This window comes from Wolbachia endosymbiont of Drosophila pseudotakahashii, from assembly GCF_026015925.1.
Taxonomy (GTDB): domain Bacteria; phylum Pseudomonadota; class Alphaproteobacteria; order Rickettsiales; family Anaplasmataceae; genus Wolbachia; species Wolbachia pipientis.
The window spans coordinates 679,077-701,923 of sequence record NZ_CP110359.1; the positions used below are offsets into that span (position 1 = coordinate 679,077).

The 22,847-nt window shown below is 34.6% G+C and carries 20 protein-coding genes and 3 pseudogenes; 8 read left to right on the forward strand and 15 right to left on the reverse strand.

Annotated features, from left to right (window positions below):
- Window positions 1-170: 170 nt before the first annotated feature.
- Entirely contained in the window at window positions 171-977 is an 807-nt protein-coding gene (locus tag ONI09_RS03555) for an ankyrin repeat domain-containing protein (protein WP_265013693.1), read from the forward strand.
- Between the two features lie 57 nt (window positions 978-1,034).
- Here ONI09_RS03555 and ONI09_RS03560 read toward each other — a convergent pair whose 3' ends face one another.
- A complete protein-coding gene (locus ONI09_RS03560) occupies window positions 1,035-1,409 on the reverse strand; it encodes an ankyrin repeat domain-containing protein (protein ID WP_265013694.1) in 375 nt (124 codons plus the stop codon).
- Between the two features lie 81 nt (window positions 1,410-1,490).
- Complete coding sequence (locus ONI09_RS03565) at window positions 1,491-2,234, reverse strand: helix-turn-helix domain-containing protein (protein ID WP_265013695.1); 744 nt, start codon at window positions 2,232-2,234, stop codon at window positions 1,491-1,493.
- A gap of 250 nt (window positions 2,235-2,484) precedes the next feature.
- On the opposite strand from ONI09_RS03565, the gene ligA reads away from it, so the two are divergent.
- From ligA to ONI09_RS03585, 4 genes and pseudogenes are all read left to right on the forward strand, one after another.
- Window positions 2,485-4,179: an NAD-dependent DNA ligase LigA gene (gene ligA / locus ONI09_RS03570; protein WP_265013696.1), complete on the forward strand. Its 1,695-nt coding sequence runs from the start codon at window positions 2,485-2,487 to the stop codon at window positions 4,177-4,179.
- A gap of 37 nt (window positions 4,180-4,216) precedes the next feature.
- Entirely contained in the window at window positions 4,217-4,297 is an 81-nt protein-coding gene (locus ONI09_RS03575) for a hypothetical protein (protein WP_265014422.1), read from the forward strand.
- A gap of 422 nt (window positions 4,298-4,719) precedes the next feature.
- Window positions 4,720-6,549, forward strand: a complete 1,830-nt coding sequence (gene ltrA, locus ONI09_RS03580) for a group II intron reverse transcriptase/maturase (protein WP_265013697.1) — start codon at window positions 4,720-4,722, stop codon at window positions 6,547-6,549.
- 16 nt (window positions 6,550-6,565) lie between these two features.
- Window positions 6,566-6,703: pseudogene (locus ONI09_RS03585) on the forward strand (BRCT domain-containing protein); the annotation flags it as partial.
- Window positions 6,704-6,857: 154 nt separating this feature from the next.
- Here the strand turns inward: ONI09_RS03585 and ONI09_RS03590 are convergent.
- Both ONI09_RS03590 and ONI09_RS03595 read right to left on the reverse strand, forming a co-directional pair.
- Window positions 6,858-7,103, reverse strand: coding sequence for a JAB domain-containing protein (locus ONI09_RS03590; RefSeq protein WP_265013699.1), 246 nt, complete (start codon window positions 7,101-7,103; stop codon window positions 6,858-6,860).
- On the reverse strand, window positions 7,043-7,516 hold the full coding sequence (locus tag ONI09_RS03595) for a JAB domain-containing protein (RefSeq protein ID WP_007549019.1): 474 nt from the start codon (window positions 7,514-7,516) through the stop codon (window positions 7,043-7,045). The genes ONI09_RS03590 and ONI09_RS03595 overlap by 61 nt, the downstream gene beginning before the upstream one ends.
- A 449-nt stretch (window positions 7,517-7,965) precedes the next feature.
- On the opposite strand from ONI09_RS03595, the gene ONI09_RS03600 reads away from it, so the two are divergent.
- Window positions 7,966-8,910 (forward strand): Rpn family recombination-promoting nuclease/putative transposase, encoded by a 945-nt coding sequence (locus tag ONI09_RS03600; RefSeq protein ID WP_265013700.1) that lies wholly within the window; start codon window positions 7,966-7,968, stop codon window positions 8,908-8,910.
- Between the two features lie 20 nt (window positions 8,911-8,930).
- The gene (locus tag ONI09_RS03605; protein ID WP_007549769.1) at window positions 8,931-9,476 is read left to right on the forward strand and encodes a pyrimidine dimer DNA glycosylase/endonuclease V; all 546 of its coding nucleotides are present in this window, start codon (window positions 8,931-8,933) and stop codon (window positions 9,474-9,476) included.
- A gap of 14 nt (window positions 9,477-9,490) precedes the next feature.
- Here the strand turns inward: ONI09_RS03605 and ONI09_RS03610 are convergent, their stop codons facing one another.
- From ONI09_RS03610 to ONI09_RS03625, 4 genes are read right to left on the reverse strand one after another with little or no spacing between them, the layout of a single operon-like run.
- On the reverse strand, window positions 9,491-11,035 hold the full coding sequence (locus tag ONI09_RS03610) for a hydantoinase/oxoprolinase family protein (protein WP_265013701.1): 1,545 nt from the start codon (window positions 11,033-11,035) through the stop codon (window positions 9,491-9,493).
- A gap of 1 nt (window position 11,036) precedes the next feature.
- Window positions 11,037-12,086 carry a DUF917 domain-containing protein gene (locus tag ONI09_RS03615; RefSeq protein WP_209473059.1) on the reverse strand — a complete coding sequence of 350 codons (1,050 nt, stop codon included), beginning with the start codon at window positions 12,084-12,086 and terminating at the stop codon, window positions 11,037-11,039.
- Complete coding sequence (locus ONI09_RS03620) at window positions 12,055-13,308, reverse strand: hypothetical protein (RefSeq protein WP_265013702.1); 1,254 nt, start codon at window positions 13,306-13,308, stop codon at window positions 12,055-12,057. The genes ONI09_RS03615 and ONI09_RS03620 overlap by 32 nt, the downstream gene beginning before the upstream one ends.
- A gap of 19 nt (window positions 13,309-13,327) precedes the next feature.
- Window positions 13,328-15,424: an OTU domain-containing protein gene (locus tag ONI09_RS03625; RefSeq protein WP_265013703.1), complete on the reverse strand. Its 2,097-nt coding sequence runs from the start codon at window positions 15,422-15,424 to the stop codon at window positions 13,328-13,330.
- A gap of 793 nt (window positions 15,425-16,217) precedes the next feature.
- On the opposite strand from ONI09_RS03625, the gene ONI09_RS03630 reads away from it, so the two are divergent.
- A complete protein-coding gene (locus ONI09_RS03630; RefSeq protein WP_265013704.1) occupies window positions 16,218-18,224 on the forward strand; it encodes an ankyrin repeat domain-containing protein in 2,007 nt (668 codons plus the stop codon).
- Window positions 18,225-18,242: 18 nt separating this feature from the next.
- On the opposite strand, the gene ONI09_RS03635 is transcribed toward ONI09_RS03630, so the two are convergent.
- The 7 genes and pseudogenes from ONI09_RS03635 to ONI09_RS03665 form a co-directional block, all read right to left on the reverse strand.
- Window positions 18,243-18,374 carry a hypothetical protein gene (locus ONI09_RS03635; RefSeq protein ID WP_010401858.1) on the reverse strand — a complete coding sequence of 44 codons (132 nt, stop codon included), beginning with the start codon at window positions 18,372-18,374 and terminating at the stop codon, window positions 18,243-18,245.
- A gap of 111 nt (window positions 18,375-18,485) precedes the next feature.
- A pseudogene (locus tag ONI09_RS03640) lies at window positions 18,486-19,986 on the reverse strand (recombinase family protein).
- Window positions 19,980-20,426, reverse strand: coding sequence for a DUF2924 domain-containing protein (locus ONI09_RS03645; protein WP_265013705.1), 447 nt, complete (start codon window positions 20,424-20,426; stop codon window positions 19,980-19,982). Before ONI09_RS03645 ends, ONI09_RS03640 begins: the two are co-directional and overlap by 7 nt.
- A 4-nt stretch (window positions 20,427-20,430) precedes the next feature.
- Window positions 20,431-20,598, reverse strand: a pseudogene (locus ONI09_RS03650) (ankyrin repeat domain-containing protein); the annotation flags it as partial.
- A 90-nt stretch (window positions 20,599-20,688) separates the two neighbouring features.
- Complete coding sequence (locus ONI09_RS03655) at window positions 20,689-21,963, reverse strand: reverse transcriptase domain-containing protein (protein WP_265013706.1); 1,275 nt, start codon at window positions 21,961-21,963, stop codon at window positions 20,689-20,691.
- Window positions 21,964-21,984: 21 nt separating this feature from the next.
- On the reverse strand, window positions 21,985-22,383 hold the full coding sequence (locus ONI09_RS03660) for a reverse transcriptase N-terminal domain-containing protein (RefSeq protein ID WP_265013707.1): 399 nt from the start codon (window positions 22,381-22,383) through the stop codon (window positions 21,985-21,987).
- Between the two features lie 219 nt (window positions 22,384-22,602).
- On the reverse strand, window positions 22,603-22,821 hold the full coding sequence (locus ONI09_RS03665; RefSeq protein WP_265013708.1) for a hypothetical protein: 219 nt from the start codon (window positions 22,819-22,821) through the stop codon (window positions 22,603-22,605).
- Window positions 22,822-22,847: the final 26 nt, after the last annotated feature.

A 22,847-nucleotide genomic window follows, 5' to 3' on the forward strand; every position in this document is an offset into this window, starting at 1 on the left:
TTACTTAAATATCTTTCTATTTCTATTTAAATATTATATATTTAATAAAAAACACTAGCAAAGCGGGAATTTTATTCGCAAAATAACCCAAAAGTGAGTGCAAGAGTTAATAATTTAAAAATGTTTGTCGCTGCATACTTGAATACAAACACATTTTTTGTGAGGTTGCTATGAAAATAGAAAAGGTTTTACGAAAGGCTGCTAAGAAGATTTATAAGTTCAGACATCCTAGCGTTCTTTCATTTATGGTTTACGGAACGATCAGCACTATCATTAATACCAGTCTTGGTTCTAAAGTCTTGCTCTTCTCTGCAAAAAGAAACCTCTACAGCTTATTTCAATTCTTCGTTAAATACGATGCTAATGTTAATGCTGCGGACAGAAAAGGTAATAGAGTTCTCCATATCGCTGCTCGGTTTGGCTCTACCGGAATAGTCGAAACTATCTTGCTACGGAGTAACAGTATTAACGTTCACAACATTTATGGTGATACTCCTTTACACTATTCAATAAAGTATAAGCATTTGGATGTTATGCAAATGTTGTTAAAATTTGGCGCAGACATCAATTGTCTAAATCGTCTAGGTGAATCTCCCCTCCATATGGCTGTAAAATATACTGACAGGGTAGTGCTGGGATTGCTAATAAAAGGAGGGGCTTTTCTTGAAATTGAAGATGTAGAAGGAAGTACTCCTCTGCATCTTGCCGTTCTATCCAATTGCAAAGATTCTGTGGAGATTTTGTTACAACATCGGGCAGATGTTAACGCGATAGGACAAGATGGTTGTACTCCGCTTCATCTTGCTGTTATAAATGCCAATACAGAAATTGTTGAGTTATTGCTGAAGAAAAAGGCAAATGTTCATCTAGTGTGTTCTTGTGGTTCCTATGAAGGCTATACGGCATTGGATATTGCTGAAGCATATCAAAATAAAGAAATTATAGAGTTGTTGCTTTTCTATGCAATAAATAGATAGCTTTAAACAACTAGAGTGATTTTTTATATCTTTCTGCCATAGCATTTACTCTATTGGTTAATTCCTGTACCCCAACCTGTCGCCTAATTTCTTTATCGCTTGCAAATAAATCCTGACCAAAGGTTTATTTTGAGATATGTCATATGCTGTTTCGTCTTTTTTATTCTTTATAAAAAGCTTTGCACAGTTGGTTAGTAATAATCTCACAATAGGTATATTTTCTAATATGATAGCTTTGTGCAAAGGTGTGTTGCCGTTACTGCTGCATTCGTTAAGATCAACGCCACTTTCTATCAATGACTTTATTTTATCTAAATCACAGTCCTTGCTTGAAACTTCTTTGTATAACTGAGGTTCACAAAATAATGTATCACTGAATCTGGCTATAGATACGCCTTTTATAGCTCTCATTATTTTCTGTAGTTTTTCCACCCTTAGCTCCTAAGCATAAAAGCTATGCGTAGAGTTTGTGTTAAGAATATTATATATAAATATCTATAAAAGTATATCTTTTTATCTTAGGTTTTCCTCGCTGATTTTTACTATCTCAGACACAAATGTGCACAATGAATCCTTTAATCTTTGATCACCAATTTTTTGATATTCTTGCATTATACTCAATATCTTGTTTTCTCCTTGACCATCCTCATCTTCACAATAGATTTCCTCTTTTGGTGTAGGTAGTAGAGCTCTATGAGGTAATGATAATCCGTCTGCCAATTGAGGTGCCTTTTTGAACGATACCTCTCCTTGCTCATATCTGCCTATTTGCTTATAGGGTAATCCGGTTTTATCCGCTAATTCCATCTGTGTAGACCCTCTTGCAACCCGCCAATCTTTTGCCTTATGCGCCATTTGGTAGCTTATAGGTCTTATCTCTGTTGTAACCTTTCTAATTTGAATCCCCTCTGACACACATCTGGTTAATGCGCACACCGCATCACGAACTTTTTGGTCCTTAATTCTTTTTAGGTTTTGCACTAAATCAAAAGCCTTCTTGTCTTCGCTACTAATACAATTTGTTGATTCAGGGAAGAAATTTTCAATATCTTTCGATAATTTTTTTGCCATCCTCTCGAGCGTTTCAGGTAGAATGCTGTGTATCCCTCGCTCATACTTTCCTATTAGTGACTTTGCTACACCAGTTTTTTCTGCGAACTCTGCTTGAGTGGAGTTTAGCTCAAATCTAACATTTTTAACCTTTTGAGTTATGTAGTAACATAAAGAATCAGTATCTATCTTCTTTTCGGTACTCATGTTTTTATTCAATTGCAGTACAAATATATATACTCTTTTATAAAATTTTATTAAAGATAAAACGTTTTTTAGCTAGCCAAGCGGCAAAGTTAAATACTTTTCTATTTTTATTTAAATGTTATATCTTTAATAAAAAACACTAGCAAAGCGGGAATTTTATTTGCAAAATAACACGAAAGTGAGTGCATAAGTTAATAATTGATTTACCATTGACGCTGTATACTGAGATAGTAATAGAGAGGTAAGAGTTATGAATAAAAATGCATTACAAGAAGAAATAAAACGCCACAATGAGTTGTACTATCGGGAAAATATATCAGAAATAACCGATGCAGAATACGATGAGCTGGTGAAAAAAGTAGATGTACAAATTGTAGGTGCTGCACCTGATGATAGGTTTTCCAAGGTACAGCATATTGTGCCTATGCTCTCGTTAAACAAAGTTTACAGCCAAGAAGACATTGAAGAATTTATTGCTAAGTCCAGAGAACTCCTAAATACAGATGAGCTGGAGATAATGTGCGAGCTGAAAATTGATGGCTTAAGTTTCACTGCAATTTATGAGGATGGTATGTTGATTAAAGGTTTAACTCGAGGTGATGGCCATTACGGTGAAGACGTTACAAAAAATGCCGCAACTATAGAAGGATTACCTAAAGTTTTACCTGATGTAAAGGGCAGATTGGAAGTTAGGAGCGAGGTATATCTAAGAAATGATGATTTTTTAAAATTAAATAAGGATAACCAATTTTCAAATCCGCGCAATACGGCATCCGGTTCACTAAGACAATTGGACCCAGAAGTCACCGCCAGTAGATCGCTCAGGTACTTTGCCTATTCTTTGATTAGTGGTGGAACAGAAAAGACCCAGCTTGAAGTATTAGATAGGCTGAAGGAACTTGGATTCTGTGTAAATGAACATCAATGCTTAGCAAAAAATGTGGACGAAATGCTGGAATTCTACAACAGAATCTATGATAATCGCCATGAATTAGGTTATGATATTGATGGAATAGTCTATAAAATCAACAACTTAGAGTTGCAAGATCGTCTAGGTAGTACCAATAAAGCACCAAGAGGAGCTATAGCTCATAAATTTCCTGCAGCTCAAGGAAAAACTAAGATAGTTAAAATATTAATACAAGTAGGCAAAACGGGTAAATTGAATCCGGGTGCAAAAGTAATTCCAATAAATATAGGAGGGGTTCTCATTACAAGGGTAAATTTGCATAATAAGGGTGAAATTAAGCGTAAGGACATAAGGGAAGGAGATATTGTAACAATCAAAAGGGCAGGAGATGTGATTCCTAAAATTATAGATGTAGATAAAAGTGCTCGTTCTCAAAAAGCACCAAAGTTTGTTTTTCCTGATATTTGCCCGGAATGTGGAAGTAGAGTTGATGACTGGGAAGCTACGATTAGATGTACCGGAGAAAACGTTTGCCCAGCACAGCGAATAGGAAAGTTAAAACATTTTGTGGAAGTTCTTGACATTAAAGGTTTTGGCGGTAAACAAGTGGAGTTCCTTTATGACCTTGGTTTGATAAGGAAAATATCTGATATTTTTGCTCTCGAAGAAAAACTCAAAAATTTCAACTTAAGTGAACAAAGGGGATGGGATAAACAATCCATATTTAATTTATTGCACTCTATCAACAGCAAAAGAACTGTAACGCTTGAAAAGTTTATAACTTCTTTGGGAATTAAATTGGTCGGACCACACGTAGCAAAATTACTAGCAAAAGATTATCAATCTTATGAAAATTGGATGGCTCAATTACCTTATGATAGAGAAGCTCCTGATAAATTAATGATAATAGGCGTAGGCGAAGAGACCATAACTTCCTTGGAGGAATTTTTCTCTGATGAGGATAATGTTGAAATGGTAAAGAATCTCGCCTCTCAACTAAAGATTGAGCCTGTAAGTGCTAAATTCCCCTCTTAGCAGCAAAACAGTGGTCATCACAGGAGAATTATCAGGAATGAAAAGAAAGGAAGCGCAAGCAAAAGCCGAATCTTTAGGTGTAAAAGTTAGCGTGCGATCCGATGTCATGAAATCATGATGGTTAAATTCCATCCACCATAACATCTGGTTGAAATCATAGTTCACATTTTAGGAAATTGGCAATTTTCTAGGGTGCAAGCATGAACTAAAAGGGAGTAATATTAAACCTTATAATAAATCCTCTCGAGAAGAGTTAGATATGGTTACGAAAGAAACTTATGTTTGAATTGTCGTCATTGCAAATATGCGAAAAAAAAGGTTGATACGCATAAACCAAAAGGTACAGAGAATGGATGATTAAAATGCTCACGTTTAATCAAGATGTTTCCGATCTCTCGGCAAAAAGTAAGAACCTAAATCCAACACGAAATGGTTTCATGGAACGGAGTAACCACATGGAAGCTCTTGTTAATCTTTATAAGAGTAACAAGCAGGTAGCCAACCGCAAGTCTCTGTGTGGAGGGATTGTTTAAGAAGCTAATGCCTAGGGTAATGTCTAGGATATGCAGACGTGGACACTGTAATTTGGAAGGTAAAGTTGTAAATAGTAGTGAATATGTTATGAGCCAACAAAATGTTAGGTATGAATGGAATGAAATTCCTTGGCGCAAGCTAGAGAAATTTTCGTTTAAGCTACAAAAACGAATTTACCGAGCTTCACAATGTAATGATATCAAAAAGATGCACAATCTTCAGAGATTATTACTCAAATCAACAAGTGCAAGAACGATAGCAGTTAGAAGGGTAACTCAGGACAACAGAGGGAAAAAAACTGCAGGTATTGATGGAAAAGCTAACCTTAGTCAAAAAGAAAGATTGCAATTGGCAAACTCCTTAGATATAAGGGAGAAAGCAAAGCCATCAAGACGCATTTGGATTTCAAAACCTGGAAAGAATGAGAAACGCCCATTGGGGATACCCACTATATCGTGTCGAGCAAAACAAACACTTGTAAAAATGGCTTTAGAACCTGAGTGGGAGGCAAAATTTGAGCCAAACACTTATGGTTTTAGACCTGGTAGATCATGTCATGACGCCATTGAAGCAATATTTCAAGCGTTGAGTCGAAAGACAGCATTCATCTTAGATGCTGATATATCTGGGTGCTTTGACAATATTAACCATAATAAACTACTTGAAAAGCTCAATACCACACCAACGTTAAAGAAAATATTAAGAGGATGGTTGAAAGCAGGTGTTATGGAAAATAGAATATATAAACCAACTGAAAGTGGTACTATCCAAGGAGGAACAATTTCTCCATTGCTCGCCTGTATCGCTCTAAATGGTTTAGAAAGCTATTTAAAAGAAACAATGGCAGGTCAGATAAGAAGCTATAGAAAAGAAAAACTTGGTAGATCATGTAGAGAAAAGGCAAAAAGATCACTCAGCATAATTACTTATGCCGATGACTTTGTGGTATTTCATGAAAGTAAGCAAATTGTGCTTAAGGCAGAGATTTTAATTAAGGAATGGTTAAAAACCATTGGATTAGAATTAAAGTCATCAAAGACAAAAATTTCTCATTCATTGAATCCTCTAAAGGAAAAAAAACCAGGCTTTGATTTTCTTGGATTTACAATACGACAGCATACAGTAAAACAAGGTAAGAAAACATACAAGTTACTAATAAAATCGAGCCGCAACTTTATAAAACGATATACATTAACCGCTAAGTACAAACTTAAAGAAATGTGTGGAGCACCACAAGAAGCTATTATAAAAAACCTAAATCCACTTATTAGAGGATGGTGTCAATATTATACTTCAGTGATTTCAAGGAAAGTCTTCGAGTTACTAGATAGCGTTATGTTTAGAAAACTATGGAAATGGGCAGTACGTAAACATACAAATAAAGGCAAATACTGGATAAAGAGGAAATACTTTAAAAGGTATAAGAATGATAATTGGAGGTTTATGACAAGTAATGGAAAATATCTTATCAAACATGGAGACCATGCTATTAAGCGGCATATCAAAGTGAGAGGAGCAAAATCTCCATATGATGGAGACTGGATATATTGGAGCAGTCGTAGAGTACCAGATAAGTCACTAAGAGTGATAAAATTACTGAAGATGCAACAGGGTAAATGTAATTATTGTCAGCTATATTTTAGGTCAGAGGACATAATTGAAGTGCATCATCAAGACAAAAATAGGAACAATAATACCATAGGAAATTTGTCTTTATTGCACGGGCATTGCCATGATTATTTACATAGGAGTGTGTATGACAAACACCAAGTTAGAGAGAAGCCGGATGTGGTGAAAGTCACAAGTCCGGTTTCGAAGTCGAGTGGGGAGAGGTGACTTTCCTCACTTAGATAACTCTAGTATGTCCAAAAATACGGATTTTGTGGTTATAGGTAAAGATCCAGGGTCAAAGTATCACAAAGCTTTGGAGCTAGGTGTTGAAATTTTAAGTGAGGAGGAATTTAATAAACTAATCATGAGAGAAAAATAAACGCTATTATTTCCTATACCTTCTTCATCACTGAAAGCCTCAAATCAACAAGTAGCAATTTTCTTTTCGTTAGATTGCAGCTCAACTGCGAGAAAAATGTACATAAAAAAGAGGCTTACAGCAGATGCCCAAAACTCTACAACAATCCGTTTTGTCAAAAACTAAAATAATCGTCGCCTGTAATGATAATATGATCAAGAAATTTGATACCTACACTATGACACGCTAAAGCTAAACTCTTAGTCATGGTTTTATCAGCTTCAGATGGTTTTTCACTTCCGCCGGGATGGTTATGTGAAATTACGATTGATATTGTATTTTTTAATAATGCTTTTTTTATTATTTCCCTTGTATAGACAGGCGCCTGCCAGCAAATACTTCTTCCCCTATCAAATGGCACCCTTGATTCAAATACATTATTGTAATATTCTCCTTGTCTGAATAGCCGATGCTCACCCTTAAGTATTCTATAAGCTTATCTAGGTTATCTAGTATCGGCCCTTTTTTTAGCCCCTCCTTGAATACTCTAGTCAAAGTTTCCTTAACACAAAAAATCATTGAAACTGTAGAGTCTGTGACACCTTCTACACTCTTCAGCTCATCTATTTCGCGACCTAAAATCCTTCCTATTCCTGTACAAGTGGTTACTAGATTTTTAGCAATAGCTCGAGCCTGAGCCCTATCATGCACTGCACTTAGAAACGTTTCAATTATTTCATGATCTAGTAAAGCATTTCCTTTGCTTGCCAATATTCTGAACTCTATTTCTTTTTTACGTTTATTTTCTTCTTTACTTTTATTCTGATTATTCATATAATATACCCTTCACTAATAATAAATTTTTTTTAAATGTTTACTGTTATTTTCTTAGCAGTATTGGCATGAAGCCATAGCTTACGGGTGAAGTCAAATCAATTGTTTACTTTTTTATGAAAAAGTAGAAGATATTAATAGCTGTTAATTTCTTTAAACGATGTCGTTGTAGATTCGTATTTTTATACACCAAAAAGCGTATCTTTGATGTCTCCTACAGCTCCAAATTTATGACATCCATCTCCTGGGCTTATAAGCTGCTTTACAGCAGGGTTAATAAAAGATGTACAAAAGGACGTCTAAGGTGCGTAGTAGCATTCTAAAGCCATCTATGGGAGACATTTTTTTCATCAACACATTCAAAACTTAAAAAATAAACTAAAAATAAAGAAGTTGTATATTCCTTCAGAATTGTGTATAATTGTTAATGCTTTTTAGGTACTCTTGCTATGGCTCTTTCTAAGTTCCTTGACGTACGAAATGATGTCGCGTTCAAAAAAATATTTGGTACTGAAAAAAATAAGGATATACTTATTCACTTCCTCAATGACATCATTGGCTTCACTGGTAAAAACCAAATAAAGGATATAGAGTTTCTAAGTACTATTCAAGACCCTGATATTGCCGCTAAAAAGCAAAGTATTGTTGACGTTCTCTGTAGAGATGAAAATGGGGTGCAAGTGATCGTCGAGATGCAGGTCGCTAAAACTAAAGGATTTGAAAAACGTGCCCAATACTATGCTGCTAAAGCTTACTCAAGACAAGCTGATAAAGGTGACCAGTATCATAACCTTAAGGAAATTATCTTTATTGCTATAGCAGATTGTGTACTGTTTCCTAATAAATCTGAGTACAAATCAAAGCATACTATTCGAGATGAAGACACTAATGAGCATGATCTAAAAGATTTCTATTTTATATTTATTGAGTTGCCAAAATTTCCAAATAATAAGGAAGATCAGTTGGAAAATATAGTTGAAAAATGGGTTTATTTTTTTCGATATGCAGACGAAACTAGTGAAGAAGAGCTGGAAAAAATAATAGGTAGTGATGTAATAATTAAAAAGGCCTATGAAGAGCTAAATAGATTTAACTGGTCAGAAAAAGAATTTATTGCCTATGAACAGGAAATAAAACGTATTCTTGATGAACAGGCTGTCCTCGCTCAAAAACTTGATGATGCTACTGGAAAAGGTAGAGAAGAAGGTAAAGAAGAAGGCATCCAAATCGGACATGAAAAAGGCAGAGCCGAAGGTATTCAAATTGGCGCGGAGAAGGGTGAAAAACAAGCTAAGATAACAGTTGCAAAGAATCTACTAAAAGCAGGTGTTTCTATTGATATTATAGCTCAAACTACTGGTCTTACAGTTGATGAAGTTAAAGACTTAAGCTGATTCTATCTTTTGACACCTAGATGAACATCTTTGTACTAGATGAAAACCCAGTAATTGCAGCACAAATGTTGTGTGATAAGCATATAGTAAAAATGCCATTAGAAACTGCTCAGTTATTAAGTAATGTTTTTTCAATAGCATTAAAAGCGCCAAATCCTTTTGTCAGTACCACAGATCAGAATATAGCAGTTCCATATAAACTCACTCACAGCAATCATCCTTGTTCTTTGTGGGCTAGGCAATCGAAAGGGAACTTTTGTTGGTTGATAGAGTACGGAAAAGAATTATGTAAAGAGTACACTTGGCGATACAAAAGAAAGCATAAATCAGAAGAAGTAATAGATTGGTGTGATAGTAATAAGGATTTACTCATTTTTCGATCAACTGATATGCAAGCTTTTATACAAGCACTGCCCGATCGGTATAAATGTACTAATCCTGTCAAAGCTTATAGGGAGTATTACCTACAGGAAAAGATGAGATTCGCTAAGTGGGAAAATGGAAGAGAAGCACCAGGTTGGATAGTAGGAAATCCTGCTACACATTTTTTCCACATCTTTTCTTGATAAGGACACAAGGTTTACGATATCCAAGGGCTAGCAGCAGTAATACGCACACGTGCAAGATTATTGGGTATATAATGATAGGGAATAATTTCTTCATATACAATGCGAATTGAACTAGGATTCACTTTATATAGCAGTGATATTTCACCCTTAGCTTCGTTTCTTATATTTTTCAACACATTTTCTCTATCAGTTAAAGAAACTACAGTATCCTTTGTTACCGAAACCTCTGCAAAAGCAGCTCCATAAGCATTTGCAACTTCAGCATATTCAGGAATGAACGCATATTTTGGTAAAAACGGTGATGCAAGCAACATAGCGCCACCACCTACAATGATAAAAGGAAGGTCAGCATGCGGTCCAGAAATTTTCTGATAAAGTTTTTCAAGCTTCAATACTATTTCGCTCATAATACGCTTTGCACACATAGCTTCCTGTTTAGTAAACTTAACAGAAGAAAAATTAACATGCCCTAAAGCTTGTGCCATATCAGTGAGAGTTATCTTGCTGCCTCCCCATAGTTTTGCATGTTGCTTTATTAGATATCCTGCACTTTCAGGTCCTATATTAACTTTATCATCTTTTGCTTCTATATAACTGCCACCTCCTAATGCAATAGACAAAATATCAGGCATAGCACAATTGAGTGTAATACCACCAATAGAAGAATTATAAAGCGAACGCCGCGGAAAATTGTTTAGTACTATACCTACGTCTGTTGATGTTCCTCCAATATCTGCAACTACACATTCATTTTTACAAGCAAGACGTGCTGCCCCCACAAAAGAATTAGTAGGGCCTGATGAAATAGTCAATATAGGGTACTGCAGTGCTTCTTCTAAAGTAATAATAGTACCGTTATTCTGAGTAATAAACAAAGGACATGTTAACCCGAAAATGCTTAATATATTTTGCAAATCTTTAAACCCTGCATTCATCGCTTTTATAAGAGCAGTATTAAGTATAGCTGAATTCTCTCTTTCGATATAACCAACTCCACCAATCTTATGTGATAACGTAAATGGAAAAGCTTTTCCTAAAATTTCTTTGATCTCATTTCCTACTATGTTCTCTTGTTCACAATATAGAAGAGAAAACACTCCCACTACTGCAAATCCTTCTGCTCCTTTATTGTGCAACTCGTATATGGCAGAGCGTACTTCAGAAATAGAAAGCTTAGTTATACAACTACCATCACAATCATACCCTCCATTAATAACTTTTTCTCCAATATACAATGTACTACGTGTCTGTGCGTTCCACGAGTATGCAGGTGGAAGTGAAGGTTTATGACCTGCAATGCGAATCACACCTACCTTGTATAGTTCAGATCCTTGCAAAACCGCATTAGTTGCGTGCGTGGTTCCTATAGATACAGCTAAAATTCTCTGTTTATCAAAAGGATGAAGCTCATACAATGTGGATAATACACGTAAAACCCCTTCAGAAATATTTTTCGTAGCAATCACTTTACAAGAAGTAACTATTGTACCATTATCCTTTATAAGTACAGCGTCAATATTTGTGCCACCAACGTCGATTCCTATTCTATAATCCATATCACCTCCTTTTTTCAGAAAGACCAAACACTTCAGGACCTACTATTGCCAGTCCTTCTGGTGTTGTCCATAACGTGGGAGAAGGAAATTTTAGCACTGATACACGTATTCCATATGTTAAAGCTTCAGAAGCTATTGGATATCCAGTATCTTTATCAAGAACAGCAATGATATCTGGTGTTGCAGCAACACAATCGGAACCATCATACACTGCAAGATATTCATTTTGATAAATGATGGTCAACATATTATTACAACCTTCTATAGATACATTTCCTGAAAGAAACCCTCCCTTAATTGACTGATCTATATCTCTTATAATTCCCTCTCCCAACAGCAATGCATGCTTATCGCATAACGCTTTTATAGGACATATTTTTCGTTCTCGTGCTTCCAGTATAATATTACCTAGAAAACATGCATAGGAGATACTGTTTCTACAAATAACTTGCTTTGCTTGTTGACCTGTTATAGGGTAGCAGCTAACACCTATGCTTGAACCACATGCCACTGTCACCGCGCGCGCAACCCTTTCGAGGTGGTCACTGCTTTCAATATGCATAATTATAGTGTTACCTAAGCTATCTGCAAAAAATGCAGGACAACAAGAAATGCCATATAAATTAGGTGATACCATATTCAATGATGGAAATGCTCTGCCCATTAAGTCTCCGTCTATAACAGGAATCCCGACTTTACCTGCTGCAAGGAATGGTGTAAAAGCATTACTTCCTCCTATTTCCGCTGGTATAAGTGCCGTAGGTTCTTTCTTATAATATAACGTAAATACATCGATTAATGAGTGACACTCTTTACTGGGTAATTTTTCTGCAGCTACAAGAGGTGCACCCATAAAACCAATGGGCATAATTAGAGCATCATCTTCCAACTCATCTATATCTGTAATAGCTACCTCGCCATGGAGTTCGATTTTATATTGTGTACTAAGCTTATTATAATAGGTATTACCTCCACCTCCTGAGCCTAATAATCCAGCCCCTAAAGAAAGAGCTTCTATATTATTGAGAGTTAGTTGGTTTATTTTTTTCACAATAGTTCTTATAAATAAACAGAAAAGTGCGTGTGCATAGAACAGCAAAAGATGATACAATTGCTGCATCGGTGTAAATAAAACCAGTTGTTATATCATGCACCTTAAGTAACGAAAGCAAACCATATATAATACCAAATATTGCACAAATGAGATTGGTTTTTTGTGCTGAAGACGTATATTGTATAGGTTGTAATTTATCCAGCACAAAACAGGTTACAATAACAGATCCTTGGCTTCCTATGACAATGGTAATTACATTAAGTAACTCCTCAAATTTTAGTATTATATTAGTACATGAAAGTACTGTACCAACAATCCCTATAATTGTTATGCAGAACGGTAATGAAACTTTGGGTAACAAAAAATTAACGTTTACACCAGCAGAATACAAGTTTAAGTTATTAGTAGTCCAGCATAAAAGAATTATAGACGGAATACACAATAACTTCCACAAATCATTTCCGCTGCTCAATAATACCTCTATAAAACTTGAATCTGGCACACAAAGAGCAAAATAGACTCCTGTGCCTATAACGAAAAAATAACATATGAAAAAGGTAAGTATAACGCTTACATATGCATCGAGATTTGTTCGTGCAAAACGATAGTATGTTGGGATATCGAAAATAGCACCTAAAGATGCTGCAATTATAAGCGGTACGCCTTTTAATGTCATATTAGATGTAAGTATAATATCAGGTAAGGTGTGCTTGTAAAAAAGTTGCAATATTGCGATTATCGTAATTATGATAAGAAAAGGCGTTGCAATATTTGCAAAGCTCTTTAATGCAGTGATACCTCTGCTTACAAGAAGTGTAATAGCGAAACCAATGATACAATTAGTAGCAACGAATACATATGGTAAGTCTTTCATTTTTAATAGAGGAAATTCTATAATAGTGTTCACCATAATGTTTTGTTGAATAGAAAACCAGAACACTAAACACATTATAATACCTAATCCATATAGCCATGTACCGTGAACACCAAAATAGTGTAATACTTGTTCTATGGTATTGCATGGTCTTCTTACTGACAATACAGCAAAACACAACCCCAACATTGTCAGCATAAGATTTGCTACAATTATAGAAATTAAGCTAGAAGTAACACCATATTTGGTAGTAAGCATATACCCCAACATGAAAGCAGGTACACAAAAGACTGCACCTGCTTGAATCGCGGTAAGATCTATGTATGTTTGACTAGTATACTTCAACTTATCACCTACAAAACAATCAAAGGAGATTCATTCTTAAGTTAGTTAGTCCTCTTTGAGCTTTTGAAGTCTCAGTTTCGTCAACTTGAGTACTAGGACCTGCTCCAGTATCAGCATGCAACTGGCGAAGGACTTCCTTGGCTTTTTCAGTGGCCTTATCAACCTTTATATCCTCCTCCATGTTAACTTTGGCATCAGGAGCTAAGCTCTTTTGATACTCACGTTCCCTTGAATAGTTTGATAAACATATATGATGTATAGCAAAAAGAGCATTTTCACTTCTCCGCGTTACTTTGGCTAAATTTCCAACCTTAGCATGATGTGAATAGCGTGTATCTTTTATACCAAATCTCCTCGCAAAATTAACATGCATATTATTATAACCAAGGAAATCTTTATCTATTGAATGAAAGTCATCTACTAATGGATCTTGTAATTCTACTGAGCCATCTGGGCACTTCTCATATAAGCTTTCTACGTACTTTCTAAGTTTTTCCTCATCTTTAGATGGTTTATCTTCTTCAGGAAGTTTAGTGCATAGTGGTAATTGAATATGACCTGCAGGATGGAGCATAAGAATATTGCTGATATCACAATCTTCTGTTAGAAATTTCCTTGACGGTACTTGTGTACCATCGGCATACTCCTTATATTCTTTAGAACATTCTCCATTAATCAAGCTAAAACAAAAAAAAGCAAGAGTTGGTTGTACTTTTTCATTTTCATCAACATCTTCCTCCTTTTTATAATAAAACGTTTTTTTATTTTCTGCTTGGAACTTGTAAAAAAGCACATCTTTACTATCTATACTAAGCTGATCATTTACTCTATTAATTCTCACTAACAAAATAATGATTGGCAGCCCTTTTTGTTCCATACAGCTGATTACTGCATAGACACTAATGTAACAAGGTAATACCTTGAGGGTAATATTATGTTTTGAATACAGTAGAACACCTTTACATGTGCCCAATATTTTCTGAACTCTTTCATTTGCAATATTTTTTATATATTCTATAGAATGTAAGTTAATTTCGCTTTTCATTTTGGCAATGAGTTCTTCCTCCTTATCTTTACCAAGAGAAACACCACCAAAATTATCTATCGATTCTTCCAAAACTGCAATACCAAGTTTATCTTTTTTTCTATATTTTAACAAACTGAGCAGAATTACAGGTAAAAATAGATCTTTTTCTTTCTTTGTTAAGTTTTTGACTTCATCACGAGAAAGCTTACCTTCTTTGCAGAACTTAGGCAACATAGAAAGAATAAATAAGGGACGAATTTGACATAGGCTATCTGATACAAGAGGATCTAGTAACTCAAAGATATCTTCACCTTTGTCACATTTGTCACATATGAGTTCTTCGCAACGAGCCAAGATTTCATTAAGATCTTTTTTTTCTGCTTTGGGTTTCTCTGATGTATTGGATGAAACGCCGTAAATTTTTTCTCTAGAAACTGGCATATCATCCTCTATGTCCTTTTCGATGTTACTAAGAAGTGGTACAAAATGGTTGCTGTAATTCACTATATAAAGAACATTATCACCTGTGCCTACTTCATCTGTAGTAATATGTAATCCATCTACCGATTTCTCATGCAATTCTATAACTTTAATTTTCACATTATATTTCTCACATATTATTTTTCCTTCAATTTCGTTTCTTCCACATACAGCATCTTCTAACTCTAGTTTTCTCATTAATGAATTAAGGCTTAAATCTTTAACATCTTTTACAGTAAATTCAATACGTGAAACATATCTTATAATGTTATCATCTTCTTTTTTTAAAGCTTTATTCAACCATGAACTGCTCTTTGATTGTTTTGCATATTGTTTACAACTTTTCCGTAAAGACTTTACGTTAAACTCTTCACTACTTGTAATCAGACCATTACTTTTTAGTTCATTCAATCCTTGAGCAACAGAATCAAAAAAGCAATCTCCTGCACCTACAGCAGCCCCTATTTTATAGTTCCCAGGAAACTCCTTTTTTAGCTTACTTAAAAGTTCCTCGAGTTCTTTTCGCTTCTCACCTTTTGCCTTTTTTATCTGACAAAAAACGGAAATAGGCTCTCTACTAACACCTGACCCTTTACCCACTGCTAACATATTAACTCACTAAACCAAGCCACCTGCTTGATAGCAGAAAAAATAAGCAAAGTAAATTATTTTTTTATGATAAATAACAATATTTTTCAATAGATATATATTTCCATATTTTTTATTATTAAATTAATAATATGGTTCTACTTTTTGCCTAATTAACAAACAAGCGTGAGAAGAGTTTGTTTTGGGATGGCATGGTCTACCATGTATACCGTACGAACTTTTTTATACGGTAATTTTATTATACGCTAAAACTAACCACATTAGCCCATTTCACCCACATCTACATATGAACTATTTTGCCTAACTTTGTTGCAAAGATTTCAAAATTCTATTTTCGTAACTCCATTTTTACGCAACTTGTTCTCAAAAATATACGATCTTTTTTGAAGGAGTAAACAATTGAATTCTTTATAACACTAGCTAGCATGGTATCTTCACTAAAATATTTTTTGAAAAAGTTAATTGACTTATAAATAATTCTTTACTAATACTGGCATGTATTTGTTTATTCTGCTAAAGTTGCTCCATACAGGTTTGCTGTAAAAACTTCAGCAGTTTCCGTACTCCTTTAAAGCATCATATTCCTATATATTAAATATAGCTGGTGTTCTCAATTTTGTTGATCTATAGTAAAATTGGCTAAAACTTTCAGTAATAAACAACTTTTAACCTAGCAGTACTCACCATAAAAACTTAACAAAAATATGAGTAGTAAAAAGATTATGTTGAAATTAGCTTGACATATACTACACATTCTATATAATATATTCTATATCTAAAGCTAGCAGGTAATATGAGTATAGAGTCAACAAAATATATTGCAGAACCTATCAGTGAACAAAGTAAACACACTGATGAGCAAAAACTGAAGTCGGATCCAAGTGCTGGACAAGAGTGTTCAGAAATAGGTAGTCCAAAAACAGAAGCAACTGAATTACCAGTAGATAGTTATTATGAATTCATTAAGCAAGATTTATTTTGGGCTGATAGAAGTCTGATAGATGATAAAAAATGCTTAGAGAATTTAATAGATGAGTGGCTTATTCATGCACTTAACTTAAAGCTGGAAGAAAGTCAAAAAAAGTTAAATCAAAAATTACTCAATAGTATTATAAAAGATTTTAATATGGGAAATTATGACTCATTTTCAAATCTTAAGCAGTTTTTAGAAAGTAACGAGAAAAATAAAGACCTGAAGTACGTTCTTAATCTAAAAAGAGGGCATCTAGGAACAACAGTATTGAATGTGTTTGTCGCACACGATGAAGCCATTCATCCTCTTATCAAAGCTGGTGCTGATTTAAATATGCAGGATAATAAAGGTAAAACACTTTTGCATGATACTGCTATTTATTCCAGTACGTATGAAGGTCTAAAGTATCTCTTAGATGCAAAAACTGATCTAAATATACAAGATAAAAAAGGTAATACACCTTTACACTATTATGCTGCTAATTGTAATGATTATAGCAGAGAGGTTATGGATTTACTCATAAGCAAAGGAGCTGATTTAAACATAAAAAATAACAATGGAAAAACCCCACTGCAAATTGCAATTGATAGCAACAATATTATAGAGTGTTTTTTAACTGACAACCAAAAAAAGTTAAGAGACCAACTACGTAAAATGGTTAAAGCTACAGATTCTGATGAAGATTGGGATAATCCTTATGGTCCAGGTGTTGAAGATCTGAAAAAATTTTTAGATAAACATAAAAATAACCAAGATTTAAAGATAGTTTTAAATGTTAAAGGTGATAGTTCAATTTGGCCGTTTTATCAATTTCCTGATGTAAAAGCTTTACTCTTAAAAGCAGGAGCAACTGACTTTGTAGGTAATAAGCAAGATAATTGTGAAAAATGTGATAGTCTCTTATCAGAGATGTATCAAACAAATCAACTTGCTAAGCTAAATAAGTTTTTGAGTAAGGTAGTAAAAGCTAAAAGCATGATTGAACTACAGGAAGTTGTAAATGAGATTATAGCTTCTGGAATGAGATTAAATTTTGCTAAAGACAAAGATTATTACTTTGCAGATCACGTACTAGAAAAAATTGCTCAGCTAGAAAGAAGCTATGGAATTGCCAGTGATATAGTATGTGCATTAATATCGAGAGGAGCAAAGTTAAAAAACTCAGATAGTTTAAAAGTCATTGATACAATAGAACGAGAGTTTAAAGATCATAAAGCTAATGTAATCAAGGCTCATGTAGAGTACATTAATTATGCTGAAGAATTTTTTAGAGTTGCAAAGGATGCTACCAGTGGTCAACTGTGTGATGGAAAAATCGATAACAGTGTATCTTACTTAGAATACTCAGAGGATAGTATAATAGATGTTGCAAAAATCACAAATAGAACAAGGGATTTAGGACTAATCCATGGAAATGTAAAGTGTGAAAGAAATATAGTAAAGATCGGCAATAGTGAAGTAGAAATTAAAACTGAAGATGGCAAAAGGAATTACATAGACCTTGCAGAAGGCAGCAGTATAGTATTAACTTTTTATACTAGTTTAGGAGAATTAGAAGTTAGATTATATCCTGATGAGAACAATAAAAAATTGATAAGAGTAGAAGTGATCGATGAAGATCTATTTGAAGAAATAGCAAGTCATGAAGAAATAGGGCAAAACTGCTTATTGGGAGGTTTATCGGTTATTGAAGCTATAGATCAAGGTGTTTTTGCTAGATCTGGTGGATTAATGCGTCCTGAAGTAATAAGCGAGTCTAACAACAAATGGACAGGACGTGAAGAATTAAGAAGGACTTCTGATCCTAGGAGAGAAGTTTCTAGGTAGATTAATTTGTCATAAAGGTTAAAGATTATTATTTAAATATAAACTACTATAATTTATAGATTTTGGATCATTTTCTACCACTGTTGCGTCCAGTATGCTAAAATCTTCATTATTTATATTGATATTTTCACATAATTGATTCTGTAACATTGACTTACTTTTCTATATCAATTTCAGCATCTTTTTGTGTGGCCCTTTGTAGTAGCTCCTTTTGTAATAACCTTTTTTAATTTTCTGGCACATACTTTTTTCGACGTTTTTTCATATTGTTACTTTTATAAACGTTAATCCATAAAATTTTTCTATTTGCTCACTCCATAACATCAGTATTTCTTTTAAATCCACTAACCTCAAACTCCTTGGCTGCCTCCCATTTACTATATCTTCTTTAATTTTTGGTGCTAAATAATTTAATCTTAAAATTTGTTGTATTCGTCTTGTACCTATATTAATTTTAATGCTCAGCTCCTTCACACTCCCATATTTTCCTTCCTCTAGTTGACGTTTCCAGGAATGGGCTCTCACCACTGCTTTCAGTAGCGCATTATTTGTTTTTCCTTCTGGCTCTACTACTGTACATTTATTTCCTTTCTTTTTTATTGGTATAAATTTTTCCTCTGATTCAGAATGCACCTCTATTCCATCCTCTCTCACTATCACTCCCTTTATTAAATTTTTCACTATTTCTTTCTGCTTTCCAAAACTTAAATTTTTCCATTCTTCTGCTTTTTCTCCCCATTTTTCATATAGCTGTTCAGCTTTCTTCATCACTTCTTTTTCCACTTCTCCAGCAACTATTGTTCGATTTACTGATTCACAATTCTTTCCCCTTAAATGATTGTTGCACACATAATATCGATACCTTTTATTCTCTTTTTTTGAGTATGTCAGAGTCATGTTTACATCACAGCCCTTGCACTTAATTATTCCCTTTAGCAACGCTTCCTCGTATTTCGCCTTTCTACATGGTTGATTCTTTATCAATTCCTGCGCTTTTTGCCATTTTTCCTCTTTTATTATTGCTTCATGCTTTCCCTCATACTCTTTCTCATAATGCCGTATTTTTCCCATATATATTGGATTTGTTATTATTCTTCTCACCGGGGCCTTTTTAAAGATATCTGATTTTGTTCTGTAACCTTGGCTATTTAACTCCCTTGCCAATTCTGCCATTGACTTCAGCTCTATATACCTCTCAAATATATGTTTTACCAACTTTGCTTCTTTCTCATTTATTATTAATTCTTTATCCTTTACATCATATCCAAGCGGTAAAGCTCCACCCATCCATAACCCCTGTTCCTTTGATGTTGCTATTTTATTTTTTACTCTCTCTACTATCATTTCTCTTTCTAGCTGTGCTGCTCCTGATAATACCGTTTGTACAAACTTTCCCATTGGGCGTATTATTGTCAAATATCTGCGTTACTGCTACAAAATTTACTCTATGCCTTCTAAAAAATGACGTTACTTCAATGCTGTCTTTTGTTTCTCTTGATAGCCTATCTAATGTATATACTACTACACAGTCAACTTCTCCTGTCTTTACATCTTCAAACAACTCCTTTATCGCTGGTCTTTCTAAATTTTTCCCTGAATATCCTCCATCATCGTACCTTTTGGCCAATGCTACCCAGCCTTCTTTGCTCTTTATATATTTTTCACATGCTACTCGCTGCGCATCTAAACTGTTAAACTTTTGTTCTAGACCGTCTTCATTTGATTTTCTTGTATATGTTGCGCATCTCACCTCTTTTAGCATTCTCTCTCCTCAATTTCCACTTTTATCACGCATCCGAATAATAAAGGTCCGTTGTAGCTCATTCCCATTATTTTTCCTGCCACTGCTGACAATGATGTATAAAACTCTTCTTTGTAGATTAAACCCTTATCTGTTACCATCACTGCATGAGTCTCTTCCCCTCTCTCTAGTATTAATTCTGTCCCTTCTACTGGTAATTTATCGCTACTTATTCTTTTTCCCTTCTCTAGCCGATCTGCCAGATACTCTAGTCTTTTTGTCCCCTTTCTTGACATTTCTCCATATACTTTTTCCTGCATTCTATAAGCTAATCTTGGTATCAGATATTTCTTTGAATGTTTAGGTGCCTCTTCCACAAATACCTTCTTCCACATTCTCCTTAGCTCTTCTAACGTTTTTTTCTCTAAATTTATTACTTTCTTTTCTGTTTCTTCCTCCATGTTTTCAGCCTCTCATAAATAACTTTTCAATTCTTTCCGTTTCTTTCTTTAATATCTCGGCTATTTCCTCACTATTTTTTGCATAATCCGCTGCTATCATTTCAAATTTATCCGCTTGTTCTATTTCTCCTCCAGCTTTTACTAGCTCTTCCACTATTTCTTTTTCAGGTATCTAAGTGGAGAAAGTCACCTCTCCCCACTCGACTGCAGAACCGTACGTGACAGGTTACCGTCATACGGCTCCTCTGCAATTTGGTGCTTGTCATGCACACTTCCTGTGTAAAATATCGTGACAATGTCCATGTAATAATAATAAATTTTTGATCATATTATTTTTCCTATTTTGGTCTTTATGGTGTATTTCTAGAATATCATCACTCTTGAACCAAAGTTGACATTGATCACATTTGCCTTGTTGTAACTTCAACAGCTTTATTACTCTCGGTGATTTATCTAGTATTCTATTAAGACGATTCCCCCAGTAAACCCAATCACCATCGTATGGAGATTTGGTTCCTTTCACTTTGATATGTCGCTTAATAACATGATCTCCGTGTCTTATAAGATTCACTTCGTTACTTGTCATAAATCGCCAATTATCATTACCATACTTCTTGAAGTACTTTCTTTTGATCCAGCATTTTCCTTTGTTTGGGTGTTTATATAACGCCCACTTCCAAAGTTTTCTGAACATTACACTGTCGATAAGATTAAATGTTTCACTTGAAACTACACAAGAGTAATATTGACTCCATCCTCTAATAATTGGATTAAGTACTTTAATTACTATTTCTTGTGTTGCTCCCCTCAATTTTCTAATCTTATGTTTGATAATGAAATTATGCTGTTTTATAGATTCACGACTTGGTTTGATTAATAACTTGTAACCTTTCTTATTATTTCTTGTTAGGTAGTGTCTTATTGAAAATCCAAGAAAATCAAATCCTGGTTTATCCCCTTCTAAAGTATGGGAAATCCTTGTTTTTGAAGGTTTTAGTTCTAATCCAATGATTTTTAACCATTCTTCGATTAGTACCTTTGCCTTAATAAGGATCTCCTCACTCTCATGTATAACAACAAAATCATCAGCATAAAAAATTATACTAAGAGCTTGTTGTGCCCGTTGCTGCGATGCTGTACCATACTTTCTTCTTCTATATAGAAAAAGTTCACTTTTTAATGCTTCTTTAATATATTGTTCCATACCGTGTAATGCTATACAAGCCAATAATGGAGAGATAGTTCCTCCTTGAATTGTACCACTCTTAGTTGGCTGGAAAATTCTATTTTCTATTACTCCTGCTCTCAACCATCCTTTTATTGTTTTTCTTAATGTTGGTGTGGTATTGAGTTTTTCAAGCAATGCATAGTGTTTAATATTATCGAAACACCCTGAAATATCAGCATCTAAACAATATGCTGTTTTCTGACTTAGTGCATTGAATATGGCCTTCATAGCATCGTGACAAGATCTACCAGGTCTAAAACCATAAGTGTTCGGCTCAAATTTTGCTTCCCATTCAGGTTCCAACGCCATTTTTACAAGTGTTTGTTTTGCTCAACACGATATAGTGGGAATACCAAGGGGACGACGCTCCAATGGCTTGCCAGGTTTTGGTATCCAGACTCGTCTTGATGGTTTTGCTCTTCCTCTTAAATCCATAGAATTTGCTAATTGCATTCTTTCTTTTTGGTCGAGATTGGCTTTCCCATCAATACCTGCAGTCTTTTTCCCTCTATTGTCCTGTGTTACTCTTCTAACTGCGAGCATTCTTGCACTTGTTGATTTGAGTAATAATCTCTGAAGATTATGCATCTTTTTGATATCATTACATTTAGAAGCTTGGTAAATTCGTTTTTGTAGCTTAAATGAAGATTTCTCCAGCTTACGCCAAGAAATTTCATTCCATTCATACCTAACATTTTGTTGGCTCATAACATATTCACTACTACTCATAACTTTACCTTCCAAATTACAGTGTTTACGTCTGCATATCCCAAATATTACTTTGGGCGTTAGCTTCTTAAACAATCCTTCCACATAGAAGCTTACGGTTGGCTACCTGCTTATATCTAAATAAATATAAGAGCATCTATGCGGTTACTCCGTTCCATGATTTTGTTTCATGTTGGACTTAGGTTCTTACTTTTTGCCGGAAGCTGAGAACATCCATAATCAAGTGGTAGGATCTTGATTCCTCTTTGCGCTTCTACCATTTTGGTCTATGCGTATCAACCTTATTTCGCATATTCCTGCTGACGACAATTCAAACATAAGTTCCTTTCGTAACCTTATCCAACTCTGTTTGCAGGGATTTACCATAAGGTTAGGTATTACCTGCTTTTGTCTCATGCTTGCATCCCAGAAGTTGCCACTTTCTAAAATGTGAGACATACTTTATCCCTGATGTTTAGGGAAGA

Bases quoted from the DNA above. Each gene is read 5' to 3' on its own strand.
- ONI09_RS03555 (WP_265013693.1), top strand. From the start codon at position 171: ATGAAAATAGAAAAGGTTTTACGAAAGGCTGCTAAGAAGATTTATAAG.
- ONI09_RS03565 (WP_265013695.1), bottom strand. From the start codon at position 2,234: ATGAGTACCGAAAAGAAGATAGATACTGATTCTTTATGTTACTACATA.
- ligA (WP_265013696.1), top strand. From the start codon at position 2,485: ATGAATAAAAATGCATTACAAGAAGAAATAAAACGCCACAATGAGTTG.
- ONI09_RS03575 (WP_265014422.1), top strand. From the start codon at position 4,217: ATGAAAAGAAAGGAAGCGCAAGCAAAAGCCGAATCTTTAGGTGTAAAA.
- ltrA (WP_265013697.1), top strand. From the start codon at position 4,720: ATGCCTAGGGTAATGTCTAGGATATGCAGACGTGGACACTGTAATTTG.
- ONI09_RS03595 (WP_007549019.1), bottom strand. From the start codon at position 7,516: ATGAATAATCAGAATAAAAGTAAAGAAGAAAATAAACGTAAAAAAGAA.
- ONI09_RS03600 (WP_265013700.1), top strand. From the start codon at position 7,966: ATGGCTCTTTCTAAGTTCCTTGACGTACGAAATGATGTCGCGTTCAAA.
- ONI09_RS03605 (WP_007549769.1), top strand. From the start codon at position 8,931: ATGAACATCTTTGTACTAGATGAAAACCCAGTAATTGCAGCACAAATG.
- ONI09_RS03610 (WP_265013701.1), bottom strand. From the start codon at position 11,035: ATGGATTATAGAATAGGAATCGACGTTGGTGGCACAAATATTGACGCT.
- ONI09_RS03625 (WP_265013703.1), bottom strand. From the start codon at position 15,424: ATGTTAGCAGTGGGTAAAGGGTCAGGTGTTAGTAGAGAGCCTATTTCC.
- ONI09_RS03630 (WP_265013704.1), top strand. From the start codon at position 16,218: ATGAGTATAGAGTCAACAAAATATATTGCAGAACCTATCAGTGAACAA.
- ONI09_RS03635 (WP_010401858.1), bottom strand. From the start codon at position 18,374: ATGTTACAGAATCAATTATGTGAAAATATCAATATAAATAATGAAGAT.
- ONI09_RS03645 (WP_265013705.1), bottom strand. From the start codon at position 20,426: ATGGAGGAAGAAACAGAAAAGAAAGTAATAAATTTAGAGAAAAAAACG.
- ONI09_RS03655 (WP_265013706.1), bottom strand. From the start codon at position 21,963: ATGGCGTTGGAACCTGAATGGGAAGCAAAATTTGAGCCGAACACTTAT.
- ONI09_RS03660 (WP_265013707.1), bottom strand. From the start codon at position 22,383: ATGAGTAGTAGTGAATATGTTATGAGCCAACAAAATGTTAGGTATGAA.
- ONI09_RS03665 (WP_265013708.1), bottom strand. From the start codon at position 22,821: ATGTCTCACATTTTAGAAAGTGGCAACTTCTGGGATGCAAGCATGAGA.